Source organism: Clostridium sp. UBA871, from assembly GCF_002295255.1.
Taxonomy (GTDB): domain Bacteria; phylum Bacillota; class Clostridia; order Clostridiales; family Clostridiaceae; genus Clostridium_J; species Clostridium_J sulfidigenes.
Genome location: NZ_DBFV01000007.1, coordinates 354,990 through 374,391 on the forward strand (window position 1 = coordinate 354,990; position 19,402 = coordinate 374,391).

At 32.2% G+C, this 19,402-nt stretch carries 22 protein-coding genes; 4 read left to right on the top strand and 18 right to left on the bottom strand.

Translation table 11 applies throughout. The features are described 5' to 3' along the window. Positions 1-131: 131 nt before the first annotated feature. A complete protein-coding gene (locus B3086_RS12355) occupies positions 132-2,009 on the top strand; it encodes a S8 family peptidase (RefSeq protein ID WP_346880082.1) in 1,878 nt (625 codons plus the stop codon). Positions 2,010-2,161: 152 nt separating this feature from the next. On the opposite strand, the gene B3086_RS12360 is transcribed toward B3086_RS12355, so the two are convergent. From B3086_RS12360 to B3086_RS12370, 3 genes are all read right to left on the bottom strand, one after another. Then, on the bottom strand, positions 2,162-2,689 hold the full coding sequence (locus B3086_RS12360) for a Fic family protein (RefSeq protein WP_331666077.1): 528 nt from the start codon (positions 2,687-2,689) through the stop codon (positions 2,162-2,164). Between the two features lie 158 nt (positions 2,690-2,847). Next, positions 2,848-4,461, bottom strand: coding sequence for a tetronasin resistance protein (locus tag B3086_RS12365; RefSeq protein WP_346893478.1), 1,614 nt, complete (start codon positions 4,459-4,461; stop codon positions 2,848-2,850). A gap of 22 nt (positions 4,462-4,483) precedes the next feature. After that, on the bottom strand, positions 4,484-5,365 hold the full coding sequence (locus B3086_RS12370; RefSeq protein ID WP_312061152.1) for an ABC transporter ATP-binding protein: 882 nt from the start codon (positions 5,363-5,365) through the stop codon (positions 4,484-4,486). Between the two features lie 325 nt (positions 5,366-5,690). On the opposite strand from B3086_RS12370, the gene B3086_RS12375 reads away from it, so the two are divergent. Then, positions 5,691-6,287 carry a TetR/AcrR family transcriptional regulator gene (locus B3086_RS12375; RefSeq protein ID WP_312061153.1) on the top strand — a complete coding sequence of 199 codons (597 nt, stop codon included), beginning with the start codon at positions 5,691-5,693 and terminating at the stop codon, positions 6,285-6,287. 334 nt (positions 6,288-6,621) lie between these two features. Here B3086_RS12375 and B3086_RS12380 read toward each other — a convergent pair whose 3' ends face one another. The 6 genes from B3086_RS12380 to B3086_RS12400 all read right to left on the bottom strand — a co-directional run bounded on the left by B3086_RS12380 (position 6,622) and on the right by B3086_RS12400 (position 9,467). Beyond that, positions 6,622-6,972, bottom strand: a complete 351-nt coding sequence (locus B3086_RS12380) for a DUF1048 domain-containing protein (RefSeq protein WP_312061154.1) — start codon at positions 6,970-6,972, stop codon at positions 6,622-6,624. 9 nt (positions 6,973-6,981) lie between these two features. Further along, entirely contained in the window at positions 6,982-7,329 is a 348-nt protein-coding gene (locus B3086_RS12385) for a DUF1048 domain-containing protein (RefSeq protein WP_312061159.1), read from the bottom strand. Next, complete coding sequence (locus B3086_RS12390) at positions 7,329-7,652, bottom strand: PadR family transcriptional regulator (RefSeq protein WP_312061155.1); 324 nt, start codon at positions 7,650-7,652, stop codon at positions 7,329-7,331. Before B3086_RS12390 ends, B3086_RS12385 begins: the two co-directional genes overlap by 1 nt. 188 nt (positions 7,653-7,840) lie before the next feature. Then, positions 7,841-8,038: a helicase-related protein gene (locus B3086_RS18040; protein ID WP_414632292.1), complete on the bottom strand. Its 198-nt coding sequence runs from the start codon at positions 8,036-8,038 to the stop codon at positions 7,841-7,843. A gap of 105 nt (positions 8,039-8,143) precedes the next feature. Next, positions 8,144-8,317, bottom strand: coding sequence for a (2Fe-2S)-binding protein (locus B3086_RS12395; protein ID WP_312061160.1), 174 nt, complete (start codon positions 8,315-8,317; stop codon positions 8,144-8,146). Positions 8,318-8,480: 163 nt separating this feature from the next. Further along, positions 8,481-9,467 carry a DNA/RNA non-specific endonuclease gene (locus B3086_RS12400; RefSeq protein WP_312061156.1) on the bottom strand — a complete coding sequence of 329 codons (987 nt, stop codon included), beginning with the start codon at positions 9,465-9,467 and terminating at the stop codon, positions 8,481-8,483. 237 nt (positions 9,468-9,704) lie between these two features. Here B3086_RS12400 and B3086_RS12405 point away from each other — a divergent pair, with 237 nt between their 5' ends. After that, complete coding sequence (locus B3086_RS12405; protein WP_346893481.1) at positions 9,705-10,667, top strand: hypothetical protein; 963 nt, start codon at positions 9,705-9,707, stop codon at positions 10,665-10,667. A 571-nt stretch (positions 10,668-11,238) separates the two neighbouring features. Here B3086_RS12405 and B3086_RS12410 read toward each other — a convergent pair. The 4 genes from B3086_RS12410 to B3086_RS12425 all read right to left on the bottom strand — a co-directional run bounded on the left by B3086_RS12410 (position 11,239) and on the right by B3086_RS12425 (position 15,177). Continuing rightward, on the bottom strand, positions 11,239-12,273 hold the full coding sequence (locus B3086_RS12410; RefSeq protein ID WP_346893483.1) for a Cfr family 23S rRNA (adenine(2503)-C(8))-methyltransferase: 1,035 nt from the start codon (positions 12,271-12,273) through the stop codon (positions 11,239-11,241). A 162-nt stretch (positions 12,274-12,435) separates the two neighbouring features. Next, positions 12,436-13,914 carry an Lsa family ABC-F type ribosomal protection protein gene (locus B3086_RS12415; RefSeq protein WP_346893485.1) on the bottom strand — a complete coding sequence of 493 codons (1,479 nt, stop codon included), beginning with the start codon at positions 13,912-13,914 and terminating at the stop codon, positions 12,436-12,438. Positions 13,915-14,550: 636 nt separating this feature from the next. Further along, positions 14,551-14,715, bottom strand: a complete 165-nt coding sequence (locus tag B3086_RS12420) for a hypothetical protein (protein ID WP_346880089.1) — start codon at positions 14,713-14,715, stop codon at positions 14,551-14,553. Between the two features lie 18 nt (positions 14,716-14,733). Beyond that, positions 14,734-15,177, bottom strand: coding sequence for a hypothetical protein (locus tag B3086_RS12425; protein ID WP_346893487.1), 444 nt, complete (start codon positions 15,175-15,177; stop codon positions 14,734-14,736). Positions 15,178-16,191: 1,014 nt separating this feature from the next. Here B3086_RS12425 and B3086_RS12430 point away from each other — a divergent pair. Then, positions 16,192-16,527, top strand: a complete 336-nt coding sequence (locus B3086_RS12430) for a helix-turn-helix domain-containing protein (RefSeq protein WP_346893489.1) — start codon at positions 16,192-16,194, stop codon at positions 16,525-16,527. A 19-nt stretch (positions 16,528-16,546) separates the two neighbouring features. Here B3086_RS12430 and B3086_RS12435 read toward each other — a convergent pair whose 3' ends face one another. The 5 genes from B3086_RS12435 to B3086_RS12455 form a co-directional block, all read right to left on the bottom strand. After that, positions 16,547-16,738, bottom strand: coding sequence for a hypothetical protein (locus B3086_RS12435; RefSeq protein ID WP_346877101.1), 192 nt, complete (start codon positions 16,736-16,738; stop codon positions 16,547-16,549). Positions 16,739-16,740: 2 nt separating this feature from the next. Beyond that, positions 16,741-16,911: a hypothetical protein gene (locus tag B3086_RS12440; RefSeq protein WP_346877102.1), complete on the bottom strand. Its 171-nt coding sequence runs from the start codon at positions 16,909-16,911 to the stop codon at positions 16,741-16,743. A 507-nt stretch (positions 16,912-17,418) separates the two neighbouring features. Next, positions 17,419-18,111 (bottom strand): hypothetical protein, encoded by a 693-nt coding sequence (locus B3086_RS12445; RefSeq protein ID WP_346867124.1) that lies wholly within the window; start codon positions 18,109-18,111, stop codon positions 17,419-17,421. A 1-nt stretch (position 18,112) separates the two neighbouring features. Then, the gene (locus tag B3086_RS12450; RefSeq protein ID WP_346893491.1) at positions 18,113-18,514 is read right to left on the bottom strand and encodes a hypothetical protein; all 402 of its coding nucleotides are present in this window, start codon (positions 18,512-18,514) and stop codon (positions 18,113-18,115) included. Continuing rightward, positions 18,504-19,331: a ParA family protein gene (locus B3086_RS12455; RefSeq protein ID WP_346893493.1), complete on the bottom strand. Its 828-nt coding sequence runs from the start codon at positions 19,329-19,331 to the stop codon at positions 18,504-18,506. The genes B3086_RS12450 and B3086_RS12455 overlap by 11 nt, the downstream gene beginning before the upstream one ends. Positions 19,332-19,402: the final 71 nt, after the last annotated feature.

Consider the following 19,402-nt stretch of genomic DNA (forward strand, 5'->3'; position numbering starts at 1 on the left):
TATCTTCTGCTATAGTTAAATTTTTATTCAATAATCTTATATTAACTCTATATTTATTTAATTTGTAACTACTTTAAGTCTCATTGAATAATATGAATAGATAGATATTTGGGGGAGTTGTAATTTTATAAATGAATACTCTAAGTACATCCAGAGAAATTAATCTGTGTAGAGAGGCCTACATTAGCGAAGATTATGTAACTTTATTCATTAAGTATACAGGAGACTTTAATACCCTGGTTAAAGAACTAGAATACGTATGCGCTGTTAAAGTATCTGAGGGTGCCTACATTGCTTCTGTGAGAACTGCTAATTATACTGACTTCATAAATAGATTTAATAATATACTTAACATAGATTTTAGTTTTCCTTACACCTTGTCAGCTATAGAACCAGTAGAAGCTGCTAATATAACCCAATTTCACGGAGAAACCTATTTAAATCTTACAGGGAAAGGTACAGTAGCTGCAATTATAGATACGGGTATAGATTATTTAAATCCTCAATTTCAAAACCCTGATGGAACTACAAGAATTATAGGTATATGGGATCAAACTATTGAAAGTAATAATAATGATGACCCTATAGCATTTTTTGGCACTGTTTATAGCCAAAATGAAATTAATAGAGCTATTCAAGTATCAAATCAAGGTGGGAATCCTTATGATATAGTTCCTTCAAGAGATGAGTTAGGACATGGTACAAATGTAGCTGGTTTAGTTGGTGCGAGAGGGTTAAATAATGTTATAGGCAGTGCTCCTGAATGTGAATTTTTAATTGTAAAACTTAAGGAATTTAAAACTAGTAATCTTAAATTAGCGGGAATCAATGATAGAAGAAGCACACCGATTTTTGAAGGTATTGATATTTATATTGCAATGAGGTTTGTAATAAATTACAATCCATCACCTTCGACAAAACCTATGAGTATTCTGATCTCTGCAGGAACAAATTGGGGTGGACATGAAGGTATTACATCCATAGAAGAAGATATTAACTTTTTTTCAACAAGAAAGGGACTTATCTTCGTAACTAACACTGGTAATCAAGGAGCTAGCTTAACACATGGTTATGGTAGATTTCTAAAAAGTAATACAATTCAAAACTTGGAGATTATTGTAGGTTCTAATGAAAATAATTTAGTTCTCATGTTCTGGGTTCAAAGACCTGATGTAATATCTATTGAAATAATTTCTCCTAGTGGTGAGATTGCAAAGCCTATACAATCTGGACTTGTTTCTAGTAAGTTTGAGCAAGTTAATTTAATTCTTGAAAATAGTATAATTAACATCGCTTTTTTTAACCCTGAATTTGCTAGTGGAAATGAATCTATATATATAACTATTAAAAATGCCAAAGCTGGACTTTGGCAATTAAGACTTAAAGGAGATTATATAGTTAATGGAGTATATAATCTGTGGTTGCCTCAAAGGCCACTTATACAATTAACTACTAGAGTAATAAATCCTAACCCATACATCACACTTCAAGCACCAGCTAATGCCCAAAAATCTATAACTACCTCTTTCTATAATCAAAATAATAATACTATAGCTGCAGAATCAGGTCGAGGCTTTACTGCGGATAATAGAGTAAAACCTAACTTAACTACAGGTGGAGTTATGGCTTTAACTACAGGACTAAATAATGAAACCATCTTACTTTCTGGTGGCTCTGTAGCTGGTGCTGTACTGTGCGGTGCCACACTTCTTCTACTAGAATGGGGAATCATCCTGGGAAATGACCCTAACATATATGGTCCTACCTCTATTTCTTATTTCACAAGGGGTACTAGTAAAAGGTCTGGTGATATATATCCTAATCCACAATGGGGCTACGGCATATTAAATCTTCAAGGCTCTTTTGAAAACCTTAGATCATCTCCATTAATTAGACCTTATGATGGACTCAATACTCAAAACGAGAATAACCTGCCATCTGATTTTTATATAAGAATGCCTAAAGAATTATATGTAAGAATAGATGATTCTATAGACATTATAGAGTAAGCGTTGAAACCACTGGATCTTATAAAGCTAAAAAGACCGCTAACTAAGAATATTAAATTACTCAGTTAGCGGTCAACCCTTAATATCTATTCAATTACAACTTCTATCTCAGTCTACTCAATCAAACTTACATTAAATCATCTTTTAAACACTTATTCTCTTATTAATTTAATGTACGTGTCAAGCTGGTTTTCTTCTAAATTTCCAATTAAATCTACAAACAAATCTAAATTTCCATTTACTTCATATTCCTCAAGGGCATTATAGTAATTAAGACGATCTTCCTTTGCAATTGAAACAGGTAAAAATCCATGTATCATTAGCTGATAATTCATTATAAGACGTGATGTTCTTCCATTACCATCAATAAAAGGGTGAATTCTTACAAATTCTGCATGTGTCCATGCTGCTAGCTCAATTGGATTCATATCTTGTTTATATTGAAGATCTGTAAAGAAATTCTTAATTTGAAAATACATATCATTTCCTGCTGGAGGAACATGACCTGCTCCACTAATTCTGACCTCTTGATTTCTATAAATTCCACCTTGAATTATACCAGCAATTAGTATTTCATGAATATCTTTCACAATAGTTTCATCAAGTAGCTTTATCTCCTCAATACACTTTTTCACATAGCCATATGCCTTTTTATGATTAACAACTTCATAAGTTTCCACATGTGTTTTGATAGAAATATGATACTAATACACATTAATATTGATTTTGTATAAAGATATACCCCATAAGGTGTAGGGGAGTATGAGGTTCTACTGATTAATACCATTACACAATTATCATTTTATTTTTTTGAGAGTATTCAGAACAACATTAAGTGTTACGCTCCTTCAACCATATCCCGTGTGTAATATCCAATATAACCTAATATCATCAATGCAATACTAATCAAAGTCATAGTAATAAAGATTACTCCATCAAACTGATCTACCGGCATTCGTGGAATCCAACTTTGTACGGCTGTTTTTGAAAACCACTTCGGTAAATTTAAGATTCCACCAAAGTAGTTTAGTGCAAAGGAATAGCCAAGATACACATAAATAACTTTACCTAGTTTTGGTACCCAACCTAAAACCAAAGCTGCAAGCCCGATAAAGAACAAAACAGAAGGCAGAAAGTTATACCCTGCGACTATAAATTGTTGCAAATTCATAGTTGAGCCATCTCCCATTGCAAAAATTGCTGTACCGCCAAGACTGCCTGCAGCCAGCAAAACCCCAACTACTCCAGTAACCACTGCCAAAATGACACTTACCCAATAGAGCTGAGCACGAGTCACTTTTGTAGCATAAAGCTGACTCAAATGTAGTCTTACTTCTTCCGAGTAAAGCTTATTAACAATGGCTATTGGTAAAACAGAAACCAAGCCAATCATTACCATCATAATGGTCCCAGTAAATGATTCCTCTAACGAAACATCTGCTAGAGTGAACATTTGCTTCATCACTTCATTGCTGCTTAGAAATGTTTGCATATCTCCATAAATCGAACCGTAGGCTGCCCCCATGATTACGAAAGCAACCAACCAGCTAATCATTACACCTTTGTTAATCTTGATGTATAAACCAGGTACAGACAGCAATGATTTTTTCGCTGACTCCCGTCCCTCTCTTACAGGTAAGTAACCAGCTCCCATATCACGTCCGCCTTCAAGGACAAAAGCAACGATCACTGCAATGATACAAAAGACTACTGCAAGAATCAGAGGAACCCAATTGTTTTTAGTAAAAGGATATGTCAGATAAGTCCATCCCATAGGATTAAACATTGAGAGATCAACATTTGACACATCGGTACCAGCACGTAAAATATAGAGTAACCCAACAATTCCAAGAGACGAACCGGTTGCACCGGAAGAGATTGGCATAATTTGTGCCATAACTAATGCAACAACCCCACCAATGATACCAGCCATCCCTATTGATGCACCAAACAAGAATGATCCTTTGGCAGTAATCGTATCTGCACCAAATCTAGTTATAACCACGCTAATAAAAATTGCTAATAAAACATTGATAAGTACTATTTCGGTAATCACAGCAAAAGAATTGGCTTGACGACCTACCTGGAAGGAGCGTACTAGTTCAGTAAGCCCATGATCTTCTTCCTTACGAGTATGGCTGACAACATGTAAAGCAGCCATGATCATCGCAAACAAACCACAGAATAACAACATTTCATGGGCATACATAGCTCCTAACGTATAATCCGCTGCCGACTTTACTGGTGTCGGACCAACCATGGAAATCATGGCAGGATTTTTGAGGGTTTCATACATTCCCATCAAACCTTGCCCCTTACCGATTTCTTCGAAAGCTGGAACAAAACCACCTGAAAATAAGCCCAGACCCAAAATCCAGACAATAATTTTTTTCCAATCACGTTTCAGATATAGCTTAAATAATACACCCCAACGCGCAAATTTTTCATTCATAATAATTTCCTCCGTTCCGACTCTAGACTTCGTAATGACGCATGAATAAGTCTTCAAGGGTAGGTGGCACAGATTCAAACTTCTTAACACCTAATTTTGATGCTTTTGACAAAATATCATTGATATATTCATTATCTGCAGAGAAGGTAGCTTGGGTACCTTTTTGCTTGAAGTCATGAACACCTTTAACTGATGCCATCTCAGCCACATTCCCTTCCGTCATCAAAGTAACCGTAGAACGAGTCAAGTGACGCAATTCATCCAATGTCCCAGTCTCAACGACTTTTCCTTGACGTATAATTACCACCTTGTCTGCTAAACGTTCTACTTCACTTAAAATATGTGAGGATAGTAAAATTGCTTTTCCTGCATGCTTAATTTTTTCAATTTCCTCTTGGAAAACGGCTTCCATCAAAGGATCAAGACCAGAAGTAGGTTCATCAAGAATATACAAATCGGAGTCCACTGACAATGCCGCAATCAATCCGACTTTTTGTCGATTCCCTTTTGAATAGCCTTTTGCCTTTTTCTTAGGATCTAATTCAAAACGCTTAATCAAATAGTCACGTTTATTCTTATCCCCACCGCCATGTAGGTTTATAAATAAATCAATAATTTCTCCACCTGTTAAACTGCCCCAAAGAGCCACATCTCCCGGAACATATGAAATGCGCTTATGAATCTCAAGGCTATCCTTCCAAACATCTTTACCAAAGATTTTCACATCCCCAGCATCGCGTTTTATAATTCCCAGTAAAATACGAAGCGTTGTTGATTTACCCGCGCCATTTGGCCCAATAAACCCTACAACTTCCCCTCCATTTACCGTGAAGTTCACATCATGCAATGCTTTAAATTTACCGAATCTTTTCTGCAACTCTTGCACTTTTACAATTTCTTTCATAATAAAACTCCTTCTTAGAATATTTTGAAATAGTCTTATAACGTGCTTTCCGGTTTAAACCAAAGTTCAAAATACAGGGCATAATATGAACTATATTGTCGATAAAAATACATATCCCATATTTTTTAACTATGTTTTAAACTAAAGTTCATTTATAAGTTCCATTATAGATCTTTTTATCCGCTATGTCAATAAAAACCACTACATTTTGGACTATTATTCATTTGATAATCCGAAACTTTTACTATATAATATAAAAAGAAAACGATAATCATAAGCTTTTTAAATATTGTTTAGTCATACTCGATAGAAAGAAGGTTATTGAATGAATGGTTATGAGAAAAGGACACAGCATAAAAAAAATCAAGTTTTAGAAGCAACTCTTGATTTGATGAGCAACTACACCGGCATAGAAAATTTAACTATGGATGAGATTGCTAAAAACGCCAATGTGGGTAAAACTTCAATTTTTAAGTATTTTGGTAGTAAAGAAAATCTTATCCACGAGGTTTTTAGGCATTTTTTAGATAAGATAGGAAAGACAGCCAGAGAAATTATGGCGGAAAATAATCCTTTCGAAGAAACGCTCATTGCCATGAGTCAGAACAAAATTAATTATTTAGAAAAAATCAACAAGCAGTTCTATTTGGATTTGATGGATTTTGTAACCAAAAAGGGGGATGACGGTTTATCCTTGATGATGCAACAATATGTTAAGGAAAGCTACAGTATCATGCTGGATTTATTCCACCGTGGACGTAAAGAAGGCAAGGTTGATCTTAAATATTCAGATGAATTTCTTTTGACTTATTTTCAAGCCCTTGTTGAAGGTATCTCAAGTCCTCACATCTACCCAAAGATTCTCCCTTATACGGCCCAATGGACAGAATTGTTCATTAAAGGTATTGCACCAAGTAAATAGAATTATAGCCAAAACACCTGAAGATAATACTAAGCCCATTTTTCACTTAAACTTTTACCCCTGATAGTTCCCATGAACGTATATCCAGGGTATATTGGTGGTGAACAGATTTACTTTTATTTTTCATATCTTATAGGACATAGTGTTTTATAGCTTTTCGCACTTTAATTTCTTAACATTAACACTACACACTCAACGTGCGTGAGAACATAATATCTATACAATTACACAAAAGGTTATTGACATAATAACCTTTTGTGTAATCTAACCCTATAGGTGAGTAACTGCACCTGGGACAAAATAATTGGAAGTTTTCAATCCAGATATCTCCCTTTTACTTTGTTTTATCCGTAACCTTTTTCATGGCCTTGTTAACTTCTTGATCAACAGATTCTTGATAGATGTCAGCGTAAGTTTTTGAATCTTTGATTAGCTCGTCACAAAAAGCTGCTATGTCACTACCCGTCACTTCGAGTACGCCTTTCCCCAAGACTGCTCCCTCTTCAAAAAGATCGATAATCCCCGAGAGCAAACCTATACCGTTGGTTAGTTCAACAGGACCAACCTTAAAGAGATATTTTTGAATCTCTTTATAAACAATCTGATAATCTTTTGGGAGCACTTTGACACGCGCCACGTGCGCTCGCCACTCTTTTTTGCCTTCGATGATATCTTGTATTCTCATTGTATCCTCCTATTTACCTAATTTTTTAGCGATATTATTGTTGAGTTGCTTGCGCCACTTGTCACGAAAAGACTTTGCCCCTTCTTCGCTGACCAGCGCTGAACAGAAGCCTTTGATATCGTCACCCAAAACCTCTTGTACACTCTGACCGTCTGCAGCCGTTTCTTCGAGCAGGCCAAGCACACCGTCAAGAATTGTCATGAGGTTGCGACCTGTGAAATCTGAGTGTGTCCAAAGATTAGCATTAATTTTTTCCCATGCTGCTTGATAGTCATCCGGTAGCTTTTGGGCTCGCGATTCAAAAGTTTTCAATTCTTTAGTTATATCGCTTCCCGTAATTTTCTCCCAAAAATTCATCATTTACCCTCCTTTAATTCATTAATTTTCAATGATACAAACTCCCATTTTTCCCAGAACTTCTGTAGTTCCTTGCGCCCCGCGTCGTTGAGTGCGAAAAACTTTCGCGGCGGCCCCATATCGGATGGCTTTTTCGTAATTTCCACTAATCCGTTTTTCTCAAGCCGCACCAAGATGGTATATACCGTCCCATCCACAATGTCCGAAAAACCGATGGCGTTCAGTCGCCGCGTGATCTCGTACCCGTAGGTTTCCTTGTGGCTGATGATTTCAAGAACACAGCCTTCCAGCACACCTTTGAGCATTTCTGTAAGATTCTCCACCGTAACTCCTCCTTGCTATTCTGTATGACCAGTATTCAGTATTACTTATTACTAGTATATAGTATCACGTAGTAGTGTTGGTGTCAATATAATAGCCTATAAAGAAAAAACTCCCACAGGAGTTTTTAAATTATTAATCTTTAATTTGGCTGTCTGCGACAGGTTCATACAAAGGTCATATTATTCTTCTACATTGCCTTTATAAAGATGTTTTTCTTTAATATTAATTTTAAAGCTCTTTTCATGCATCTTACTATATTTTTTTCTCTATTATCGATTAAAGAAAATACTTCCCCTATTTCTCTCGCTCTTCCAACTTTTCCAGCTCTATGTAAATAATCACTAAGATTTTTAGATATATCTAGGTTAATAACATGGCTAATAATAAGTTATTCATTTATTGTAATTAGGTATTCTAATAAGAAAATTGTTCGTCAATTTTCTTTAACTAATCGACGAACAACTTCTAGCTACCCATTATTAAATTTCACTTATCTACCAAGTTCAATTATATTTGCAATAAGTACCTTACATCTTCCACAACCTTCTCCCGTACCTGTTCCTGTAATTTCACCAACTTTTTCTACAGTATTAGCACCATTTTTAACAGCATCAACTACAGTTTTAAGTGAAACACCCTTGCATCCACAAACAGAAGAAAGAATTTGCTCAAGCTCACTTTTTCACCCTTCACAAATAGTACAAACGCCTGTCTTTTCAATGAATTTTTTAACCTCTTCGTCTGAAACTATCTTTAGTTTACAATAAGTAAATGAAACAAGCTTTCAATATCAAAATCCTGTCTAAATAGCCAAGCATCTATAAAAACTAATGACATCTATCGCATGGATCATTCTTTCCACTTTCTTGTATTGTTCCCTCTAAAATAGTTTTACTTCTAGATAAAGTAGAACAACCCTTTGTAGTATGATAGCTCTTTCCGTTAGGTGTCCAATATACTTTCCCTGAACTGCTTGTACTACCTGAATTATTGATAGTAGTATTTGTATTATTACTAGAATTTGAGCTGTTAGTTGAAGTATTCGTTTCTAAACTTGCATTATATTCATCAGGATTAACATTATCAAATTCATCATTAATTACATTGCCATTAATTGTATAAGTGTAGCTATAGTGACTTGGTATCTGTGTAGTTGTATTTGGATAAGTTATTATTGCAACAAACTCTGTACAACCTCCAGCATCTCGAATAACCTTTTCCATATAAGCTTGGTCACCATGCCTATTAAGGATACTATTTTGAGGAGTTATATTATATGCATTGGAAACTCCGCCAAGTGAATCTGCTATAACATGTCCCTCATCCAAGGTCCTACTTTCAACTCCTGGCACTTTGGCTTCATCTTGATAATATCTTCCACTTGAATTAACAGGCTCTGTTGAATCATCTTGCAAGATTATCTCCTTTGCTATTACCTTAACAAGCTGACCGTATTCATTGGTAAAAGCATAATATTCTCTATCTCCAAATCCTATGTCAACTACAACATTAGGTTCTCTGTGTCCAGATAGATTTCCACCATCAACTACTATCAGCTTATATCCTGAAAATATATCTTCTGTGATAACAGCTGAAGTTTCTTTTTTTGATTCTTCCTTTAAATTACTTGCAGTTTCCTTATCTGCTTCAGTTGATTTATCCATTGAACTATCTTCAATTTTCTTCTCTTCTTTAGCTTCAATTTTATTACTTGCAATATTTTGCTGATTTTTTGTATCTTCTGGCATCATGGTCATGCCAAAAATTAAAACAGCAAATAGTATTCCAATTACGCTTGACAAAAATTTCTTCATTTCTTAATAATTCCCCCTAATCATCTTCAGTTCTCTATTATTTTACCATCCAGGCATGGATAAAGCTACTTACATTAGTTTTTTATGTTAAGGTTATTTCTATTTATCTACATAAACTTCATAACTTATGAATATGTTACACTTATAACCAACCTTTCCATATACCTGTAATCCCTTATCTGTTATAATTAACCTATTGGCAATATTTTAAATAAATATTAATTAAAGGAGATTCCTATGAATTATAGAAATTTTTATGAATTTGAAGAATACTATTCAATACTCTTCTCTGAAAAAAAGTATGATGAAGTTTTAAATATACTCCTTCATGCAAATGAACTTTTACCAAAGGATGAATATGAAGAAAATCTATTTGAACTTATAATCGATGAATCTAGGGTATATACTCAAACCAATAATAGTGAGAGCTGTATTAATCTTATAAAAAAATCACTTGAAAAAGGTTATCCATTTCCCCTACACTGGCCAAACTTTGATTTATTAAGAAACCACCCTGAATATGAGTCTATTAATAATTTAAATACAAAGCTACTTCACCAAGCTAAAGAAAATTCTAAGCTACAATATGAAGTTCACCTTCCAAAATCCTATGATCCAACAAAAAAATATCCATTATTCTTTTGTTTACATGGTGATGGATTTCATTGCAATATAAAAAATACTAGCTGGTATTGGAAGCCTGATGCACTTTTAGAAAAAGGATACATAGTTGTATATCCTCAATCATCACAAATGTATTTCCATAATAGCTTTGGCTGGCTTACTGATCCCACTCTATCAAGAAAAGAACTGATAGATTGCTATGAGCAATTATTATTAGACTATTTCATTGATGAAACTTGTGTATTATTTGGAGGTTTCTCTGGCGGTGCAACTACCTCTATTGATATGGCTTTTAATAACACTATTCCAATAAAAGGAGTTATTGCATTATGCCCTGGTGATTACTTAGATATCATTGGACTTGAAGATACAAAGAAATTAGCAGAAAGAAAAACAAAAATAGTTATTCTTGAAGGGGATCAGGACACTGACCCAGTTGCTCAACATCTCTTAAAGATATTTAAGGAAGTTGGACTTGCTCATGAATACCATATTAATAAAGGAATTGGACACTGGTACCCAAAAGATTTAGATAAAAAAACTTTAAATGCTGTGGAGTTTATAGTTAGTGATTAATTATGGGTGTGTCTATATTTTGTGGTGCTTATATTAATTTATATAATGTGGTTAGCGCAAGCTTTAAGCAGGTGTTGATGACCATCACCTGTATCAGGCTTTTGTTGCCTTCTTATTCATAATCATTTCAATTTGATTTTCGAAAAGCTGTAAATACAATTAATCAGTTCTATGTCTGCCTCTTTAATTTTTTCTTTGAGATCTAAATTTATCCTAATTTAAGCTATTCTTAAATCCTGTTTTGTAGACAAATGTAATTTGTGTAGCGTCTTTATTTCCATATTCATCAATTCCACCTATAATAATTTTTTTACTACACTTTCAAAAACATATATAATTTATAAATCAAGAAGAGAATTAATTTTTATCGAAGGCTTTTAATGATCTCAAAATACCACATAAACTTCAATATAAATAGATCTAATTACACAAACATCTTTAGTCTTGCATAAAAGTTAACCCATCCTAACCAAAATGTCCCTCAAATTTAAAGTTTGAGGGACATACAACACTCTTCAATATCTTTTAAATTAAACTTTTTATTTGCTTAAATGAATATTTTTAACTAACATTATAATTCATTTTCATAAAATAACTGTCCGCAAGCAGCACTAATTTTAGAACCAAATTGTGCTCTAACAGTTACACTAATACCTGCTTTCTTTAGTATACTACAAAATTGCTTGATAGCACTTGAAGGTTGAAATTTAAAAGTTGTTTTGTCCGTAGAATTATAAGGTATCAAATCAATGTGATATAAATTCTCCCATGAACCACGATTTTTCAATAAACCTATAACTGCCTCTGCATGTTCTTTCGAATCATTAATTCCTTCAAGCATAATATAAGCAATAAACACTCGTCGTCCCGTATGAATGATATGTTTATCTAATGTCTTCATTACCTCATTCAATGGAAATCTTTTATTTATAGGCATTAAATCGCTTCGTTGACTTTCAAATGGTGAGTGAAGTGAAAAAGCCAGATTCACTTGTGGAAATTCTTTGGTCAATCTTTGAATTCCTGGTATAATGCCAATTGTTGAAATAGTAATTCTTCGTTGACTTAACCCAAATAAATTTTGATCAGTTAAAATTTTTACTGCATCAAACAACTCTGGATTTGCAAGAGCCTCACCCATTCCCATAAATGAAATACTATTCAATCTATGGTCATTAAAATAGAAATAAAGTAATTGGTCAGTTATCTCATCGGCAGTAAGATTGCGTTTAAATCCAGCACTTCCTGTTGCGCAAAAACCACATCCAAAGCCACATCCACATTGGGAAGAAATACAAAACGATTCCCACCCCTGTTTATACTTTAGTCCAACAGCTTCTATTCTTTCTCCATCAGTCAATTCGAATAACAATTTTTGAGCTTGCTTAGAATCTTGTGAAAAAACAGGTATTACACTAGATACATTACTTCCAAACTCATTTACTAAAGCTATCCTTAACACTTTTGGTAGTATATGCATATCATCAAAACTATCTATTTTTTGATGGAAAATAGCTTTTGTAAGCTGCTCATATCTATAATCAGGTAATTTTAGATTTGATATTATTTGTTTCATTTTTCCATACTTTGTTTTTGTATATTTCATATAGGCCTCCTCCTCACTATTAATAGTTAAGAAGCAAAGCCAGTATAATTAGCGACTTATACTACTCCATGCAAGCGTCGCTCAAAACATCTGGCTTTGCATGGAGCCTATTGTGTGTTACTTGTATATTCCCATTAAACATATTAATTTCCATTTCTACTTTTACAATTTTATTATTTTTGTTGCAACATTTTCAGAAAATACACTATCATGCTCAACAAACAAAATTGTAGGTTCATGTTCAATTAACAATTTCTCAATCTGCATACGAGAAATGACATCAATAAAGTTCAATGGTTCATCCCAAATATACAAATGTGCCCGTTCACACAAACTTTTAGCAAGCAATACCTTTTTCTTCTGTCCTCCACTAAAATCCTCGATATTCTTTTCGAACTGTTCTCTTGAAAAATCAAGTTTTCTAAGCATCGCTTTAAATAAACTCTCGTCAATACAGTGTTTATCTGCATAATCAGATAAGTTACCATATAAATCTGAAGTATCTTGGGAAACATAGGAAATGATTAACTTATTATTCTTTCTTACAATTCCACTATGGGGGATGTCTTCTCCATAAATTAATTTCAATATACTTGATTTTCCGCTGCCATTCTTTCCTTGAATAGCAATTCTTTCACCTTGCTCTATAGTGAAGTTTACTCCTTCACAGACAATTCTATCATCATATTCAATTGCAACATCTGTAAATTCTACAAGCTTTTTATCATGGAAAGTAAGCGGTACTATTTTTAAGCTTTCATTAGATTCAATATTTTTAAGAAGCTTTGATTTTTCCTCAATCATGTCTTGTTGTCTAGCTTCTATATTTTTAGCACGCTTCATCATTTTTGCAGCTTTATGTCCAACATATCCTTTATCTAATTTGCTCCCAGAATTAGTAGTTCCATACTTGCTGCTTTCAACGCTATCTGACCACGTAGATGTACGTTTTGCTGAGCTAGAAAGTCTGTTAATATCCTTTTTCAATTTTTCGTTTTCTTCTAACTCAAAACCATCTTGTAATTCTTTGTTTCTCCACCATGAAGAAAAGTTTCCTTTTTGTATTTCAATATTAGTTTTATTAATAGACAAGATATGGTCAACACAATTATCCAAAAAAGACCTATCATGTGAAATCAGAATAAATCCTTTCTTTTTTTTCAAGTAATTACTTAGTTTTTGCCTAGCTTCAGCATCCAAATGATTGGTAGGTTCATCAATAAGTAAGAAGGAGTTCTCTTTCAAAAACATAGCAGCCAACAATGTTTTTGTCTGCTCTCCTTTAGATAGTGTATAAAACTGTCTATATAAAGCATCGTAGTCCATATCTAACAAAGATAATTCTTTTACTATTTCCCAATCCATTGAATTTGGACTAATCCCCCTTATGACATCTATGGTGAAATTGCTTTGCTCCTGCACCTCATAAGGAAAATATTCAAAAGTCACATCAGCCGAAATGATTCCATTATATTCATATTTTCCAAGCAAAAGATTTAGAAAAGTAGTCTTTCCCCTTCCGTTTCTTCCAGTAAATCCTAATTTCCAATCAGTATCAATTTGAAAACTTACATTTTCAAAAATATTATCATAGCTACCTTCATAAGCAAAGGTTAGGTTTGTAACATTTATTAAAGACATATTTTTGTCCTCCTCTGTATTTAATAGTATAAATAACAAAATCGGAACAATAGGCGACCTTGTTATTACTCCATATAAGTGTCACCTGCAGTATCCGACTCTATATGGAGATTATCATGTGTTAGCAAAGTGTCTTTATTTTTCATATATTATTTATCCTCCTTATTCGAATTATTTATAAAAAAAGTAAGAGCCGCAAGAATTAATTATTCTTACAGCTCATAAATATACGTAGTTAGGCTAATCATTATAGCATAACACAAGTGTATATATTAAGAGAAAAAAGAATAACTTTCTTGCATAAGTACAACAAAACAAACAGAATGCACCTGTTTATCTTTGTATTAAATGTACTTTAAAGATTAGCAAGAAAAATTAATCATTTTTTCACCTCAAATTTCAATTTTTTTATCATTATACTATTATACATCTAAAAAGTCAATCAAGAGTGAATTAAGAAAATTTATTTTTTCTCTATCTTCACTACGGTCTCAACACTTTAGTTTTCTTCATACTTTTATAAAACTTCCTTAAACCATTTAGGGGTATTGAGCTCTTTCCATATAAGCTTCCCATCACTAAAAAAGGCTATTTCCAGCTCCATTAACGCCAGCAAATATTGTATAACTAGGTATACTAATTACCTATTATCCTTCTCTGTTCTCTTTGTAATACTACATTAGCTAAATTCATGTAAAAATCTTGTTCTTCTCTTGTTTTAGTTTTTTTGAATAATTCCTTTAATTCACTGTATGAATAGGTTAGAAATATATCATATAAAGTTTCCTTTTCTGTATTCATTTCAATCTCCTGTATTCTTTAATTACTTTCAATATAACGTGCCACTTGCTCTCCACATTTTTTACATTTTCCTTTTAAGATAATGCCATATGGACCATCATCATGAATTATGAATTCATCTTTTAAAGTAGTTACACCACAATTAGGACAAAATACATTAGACATTAATATATTTCTTCCATGTTCAGGAATAGCTTTCCACTTCTTAATTGCATTTAAGTTCGAAACAGTATCTTTTTTAGTATCTCTGTTCATCACTATAATTTCCTTTATAATATGCATAATTACATTTACAGCATCTTGCTCTTTATATTTAATTCTAGCACAACTTTTGCCTAGTGATGTAGAAGGTATTTCTGCTTTAAAGATTTCTAGGACTCTTACTTCATCTGTATAAAAAGAAAAATAATTTTTCTGCGATGCAAAAGCAATATAAAAATTATGACCCTTATAGGTTAGCATCTTTTAATCAAAACACTCTTGTAATTGAGTTTCTTCTCTCATAAATATCACAAGCTTCTCTAGCCATTCCCTTTTTATACCCTCAAATTGATTAACATATTCATATATTTTATTCATTATATTACCCCATATCTCTGATTAGTATTTATCTCATTGTATACTAAACTAATCATAATTTAAACCTTCATCTAACACATCATGCCTTAGCACGATTAATCTGTTCTACGCATTTCTGTACCGCCATAATTAATTACACATTCTCTCTATATCCTTTGCACTGGAGTGTGTACTTTTACCTTGAGAGCACAGTGTTGTACTCACACGACAATAAGTTGTATCCATATATTGGTTCTTCTATTATTTCTCATAACAAAACCTCACCCTATTTTTGACTACTTATCTTTTGAATATGACCATTTATATGATAAGTAGTAAAAACCAAGGTTTTATTTTATGCACTACTTTTAAATTTTGCACCAGAAATGGCTATTCTCTAAGGTTCTAAATTTAAAAATACTTTTGCGTATTAATATCCCCCCTGTGTTTAAATCAAAAAAATCACCCTCAGAAAACCTTTCTGAAGGAGAAAAAACACACTTTATTTTGTTGTTGTTAATGCCTTAAATCATTGATATTACTAGACTTTATTAGATAGCTTAACACCCGCCTCAGCAGTAGTCTCCTACCAATCATCCGTCGCTTCGCTCGGATTCTTGGGGAGCCCTTGCATGGACATTCGTAATGCTTAGTTCGTCCCGTTGGTCCTTGTTAGCCTAACGACTGTCTCAACATGCGGCGTGTGCATTGCTTAATGCTTATTATAAGTTACTATGTGAGAACTTATGTTTGTATATGTGTTTTAAAAATTGATTTTGCTGAGCTTAGATAATATATTTGGTTAATGTATATTTTTTTCTTTTAATCTATGTTATTTTCTCGGGTGGCAAATTGATGACATTGCCACCGAAAATTTTAAAATCTAATTTAAATTAATAATTCAATGAGGTGATAATTTTGTATTCTTTTAATATTAATATTCAAATATCAGATTTAGAGTTGAAAAGTATTATAAATGACATTAGTAAATCCATTAATATCCCACCTATTAAAATAATTGCTCCTAGCATTGAATATGAAGACTCGAACAATAATGAATTACTTTATACAGTACCTGAAGTAGCTACTCTTTTAAAAACAGATGAACCTACAGTAAGAGAACTTATAAAAAGAAATATTTTAATAGGTCTAAAATTAGGAAGACTTAAAGTCACTAGAGCAGAGCTATTACGCTTTCTTAATGAATATACGGGAAAAGATTTATCTGATTTAGATAACATAAAAGATTTATAGATGAAGTAAACGCCTAGATTTATTCTAGGCTTTTTAATTGCTCTCTTCTTTCTTCAATTAACTTTTCTAGTTCTTCCAAATCCTCTAGTGTAGCTTTGTTTTTTATAAAGCTTCTAGATGTACTTCTACTTTTCAAATAATTAGAGTATTCTTTATTTTTTTGCTGCCATTTCTTATTAGCTTCGGTTTGTGTTGATGTTTTATTATTCATACTTATTCACCTTTCTTAATAAATTTAATGATCATTAATATTACCATTACTACAGCTAATGCTAACCCAATATACTGCAGAGTGGTTAAATCGGAGAAACTCAAGTCTGAAATCCATATGGCTGTTATTACTAATACAATTATGTCGATACTAAGATTAATTTTGTTCTTCATATTTTTCTAAGGTGCTGGTATAATATATATAAGGATGGAAGAGGGAAGTTGCATTTCCCTCTGTCCTTTGTTTAGCGTTTCCTTTGGTGGGGGCGCTTTTTCTTTTGTCTTTTTTTCTTTGGTTTTAATTCTTTTAGAAGTTTTACTATTGTTAGTGTTAAAACCACTATTTCTAATATGTCTTTCAGCACCTTACTACCTCCTTTCTATACTTTAATTATACTACGGATAGTATAGAAATGCAACCTTTTCTTATATATTTTTCTAAAAATTAGCACAAAATATGTTTAAATATTATAGTTTTGTCTATAATCTAAATACATCTTAAACCATGTGCTTATACAAAAGAAAAAAAGGCTAAGGAGAAATCCTTGGCCCTTTAATTAAATTACTATTTCATTTTTACTATTTTGCTTATCCATTTTAGATTCGCATATACAACAAGACTTTAAACCGAGCTTTGGTATAATAAACACTATATGTAATAATCCTATTCCTAAATTTTTGTTATTTACAGCTATCAATCTTATTAGGTTTATATTTTTTAAACATCTTTGAACCTATTAAATATTCGAGTTCCTCATATTTCCTATAATATATAGCCTCTACTTTTAAAGGAAACATTATTAGCACTAATCTATTAGTCATTACTAATAACGTTTTTACCATCCCTATAAATTTTGATATTTTAGCATCATTCATTTCATCTGACTTTACAATATCCATGTAGTATAAGTGTATTTTCATCTTAGCTCTAATATTGCTATGTATATAATCACAAGACTTTGAGTATTCACCATCAATAAAGTCAGCGACTTCTTTCATATTTTGATTATCTTTAGTTTTCTCTTTAAACATCTTAAATAGTGCATTTACACCAGTTTCATCATTATCTTTAATATCTAAAAAAGATCTTATAAAATTTTCAATATATGATCTATATGCATTATAGAAATTAAGAACTGAGTTTTGTGTTAATGTATGCATCATTAGTAGCAAGTCATATATCATAAAATTTTTATAATGTATATTATGTTTACTATTAATAATAAAAAAGTTTTTTTGAAATAATATGCCTTTGCTAATATATTTAAGTTCTTTTTCATCAGGTAGTGTTTTATCTTTATTAAGCAAACTTATAAACTGGTTAATATCATCTTTTAAACCATTCATTTCTGGTCTTGGCATTAATTCAATCATCTTACAATCCTTTCAACCATGTACCTAGTTTTTCATTAGCATTCTTTTTCTTTGCACTTTTATTATTATTCCTGCCGCTTTCCTTTTTTGTTTCTACTTCTGGGTGCATACTTGTAATATAATTTACTATATTTTGAACTGATTTTCTTAGCTGATCATCTTCCAAAGATAATATATGCCTTGTAACGCGAGCTGTTATTAAGCTTCTAGATTTTATAACATAATCTAGATATTTTAATCCAAAAACCGTATCTAAAAATTCAACAATCCCCTTATTTTTCGGGAAAACTTCCTTTGAATAGATAGCATAACTTACAACGCCCATAAAATTAATACAATCTAAATTTCTATTATTAAGTTTTTCAAGAATAACTTTATAGTCATCATATTCGTTATTTTTCATCATTCTCTATCCTTTCTTTGAATTCCATACTTAAAGCGATTATATCTTCCCTAGACTTTTTATACTTTGATGCTATATTTCCTTGATACCCAACCAATAAATCATTTACATATGATGTGGAATTATTGAATAATCCAATTTCTTTTACCATATCATCTTCTTCAAATTTCCCTTTCAGCGTAGTAGTTTTAAGGGTACTATTTGTAATCATGGTATAGACAATTCCTAAGGGCTTGATGTCTAAATCAAAGTCGCTTTTTAATCTATCAATAACTTGCTTTAATAGCTTAATACCTAATATTGAATATCTATCTACCCTATTAGGTACTAAGTAGTAATCTGAAGCTATTAATGCCGCATCTGTATACAGTGATATAGTTGGGGGACAATCTATAAAAATATAATCATATTTTTTTCTTAACTCATTATCAGCAATAAATTTTTTAACTCTTCTAATTTTACCGCTTTCCCTACTATCTTCAAAAATAAGATTAATTGTACCTGGTACTATATGTATACTGTTGTCTAATTCTACAATAACTTCTTCTGCTTTAGGTATCTCTGGTTTTTCAGCAATAGTGTTTGGTGTAGAAAAAATCTTGCATATATTTTTACTCTGGTAATAATTAGTTAAATATACCTCCTCTAAATTATACTCATTCATCAATGTTTGAGTGGTATTAAATTGAGGATCTAAATCTATATATAGTATTTTCTTATTATCATAATGTGCTAAATATTCTCCAACGCCTAAGCATAGTGTAGTTTTACCAACTCCACCTTTCATATTGATAAAAGATATTATCTTAGCTTTCATTTAGCCTACCCCCACTGTATCTAATATTATAGGCTATATAATTCGACATAATTTTAAAAAACCCTTTTTAT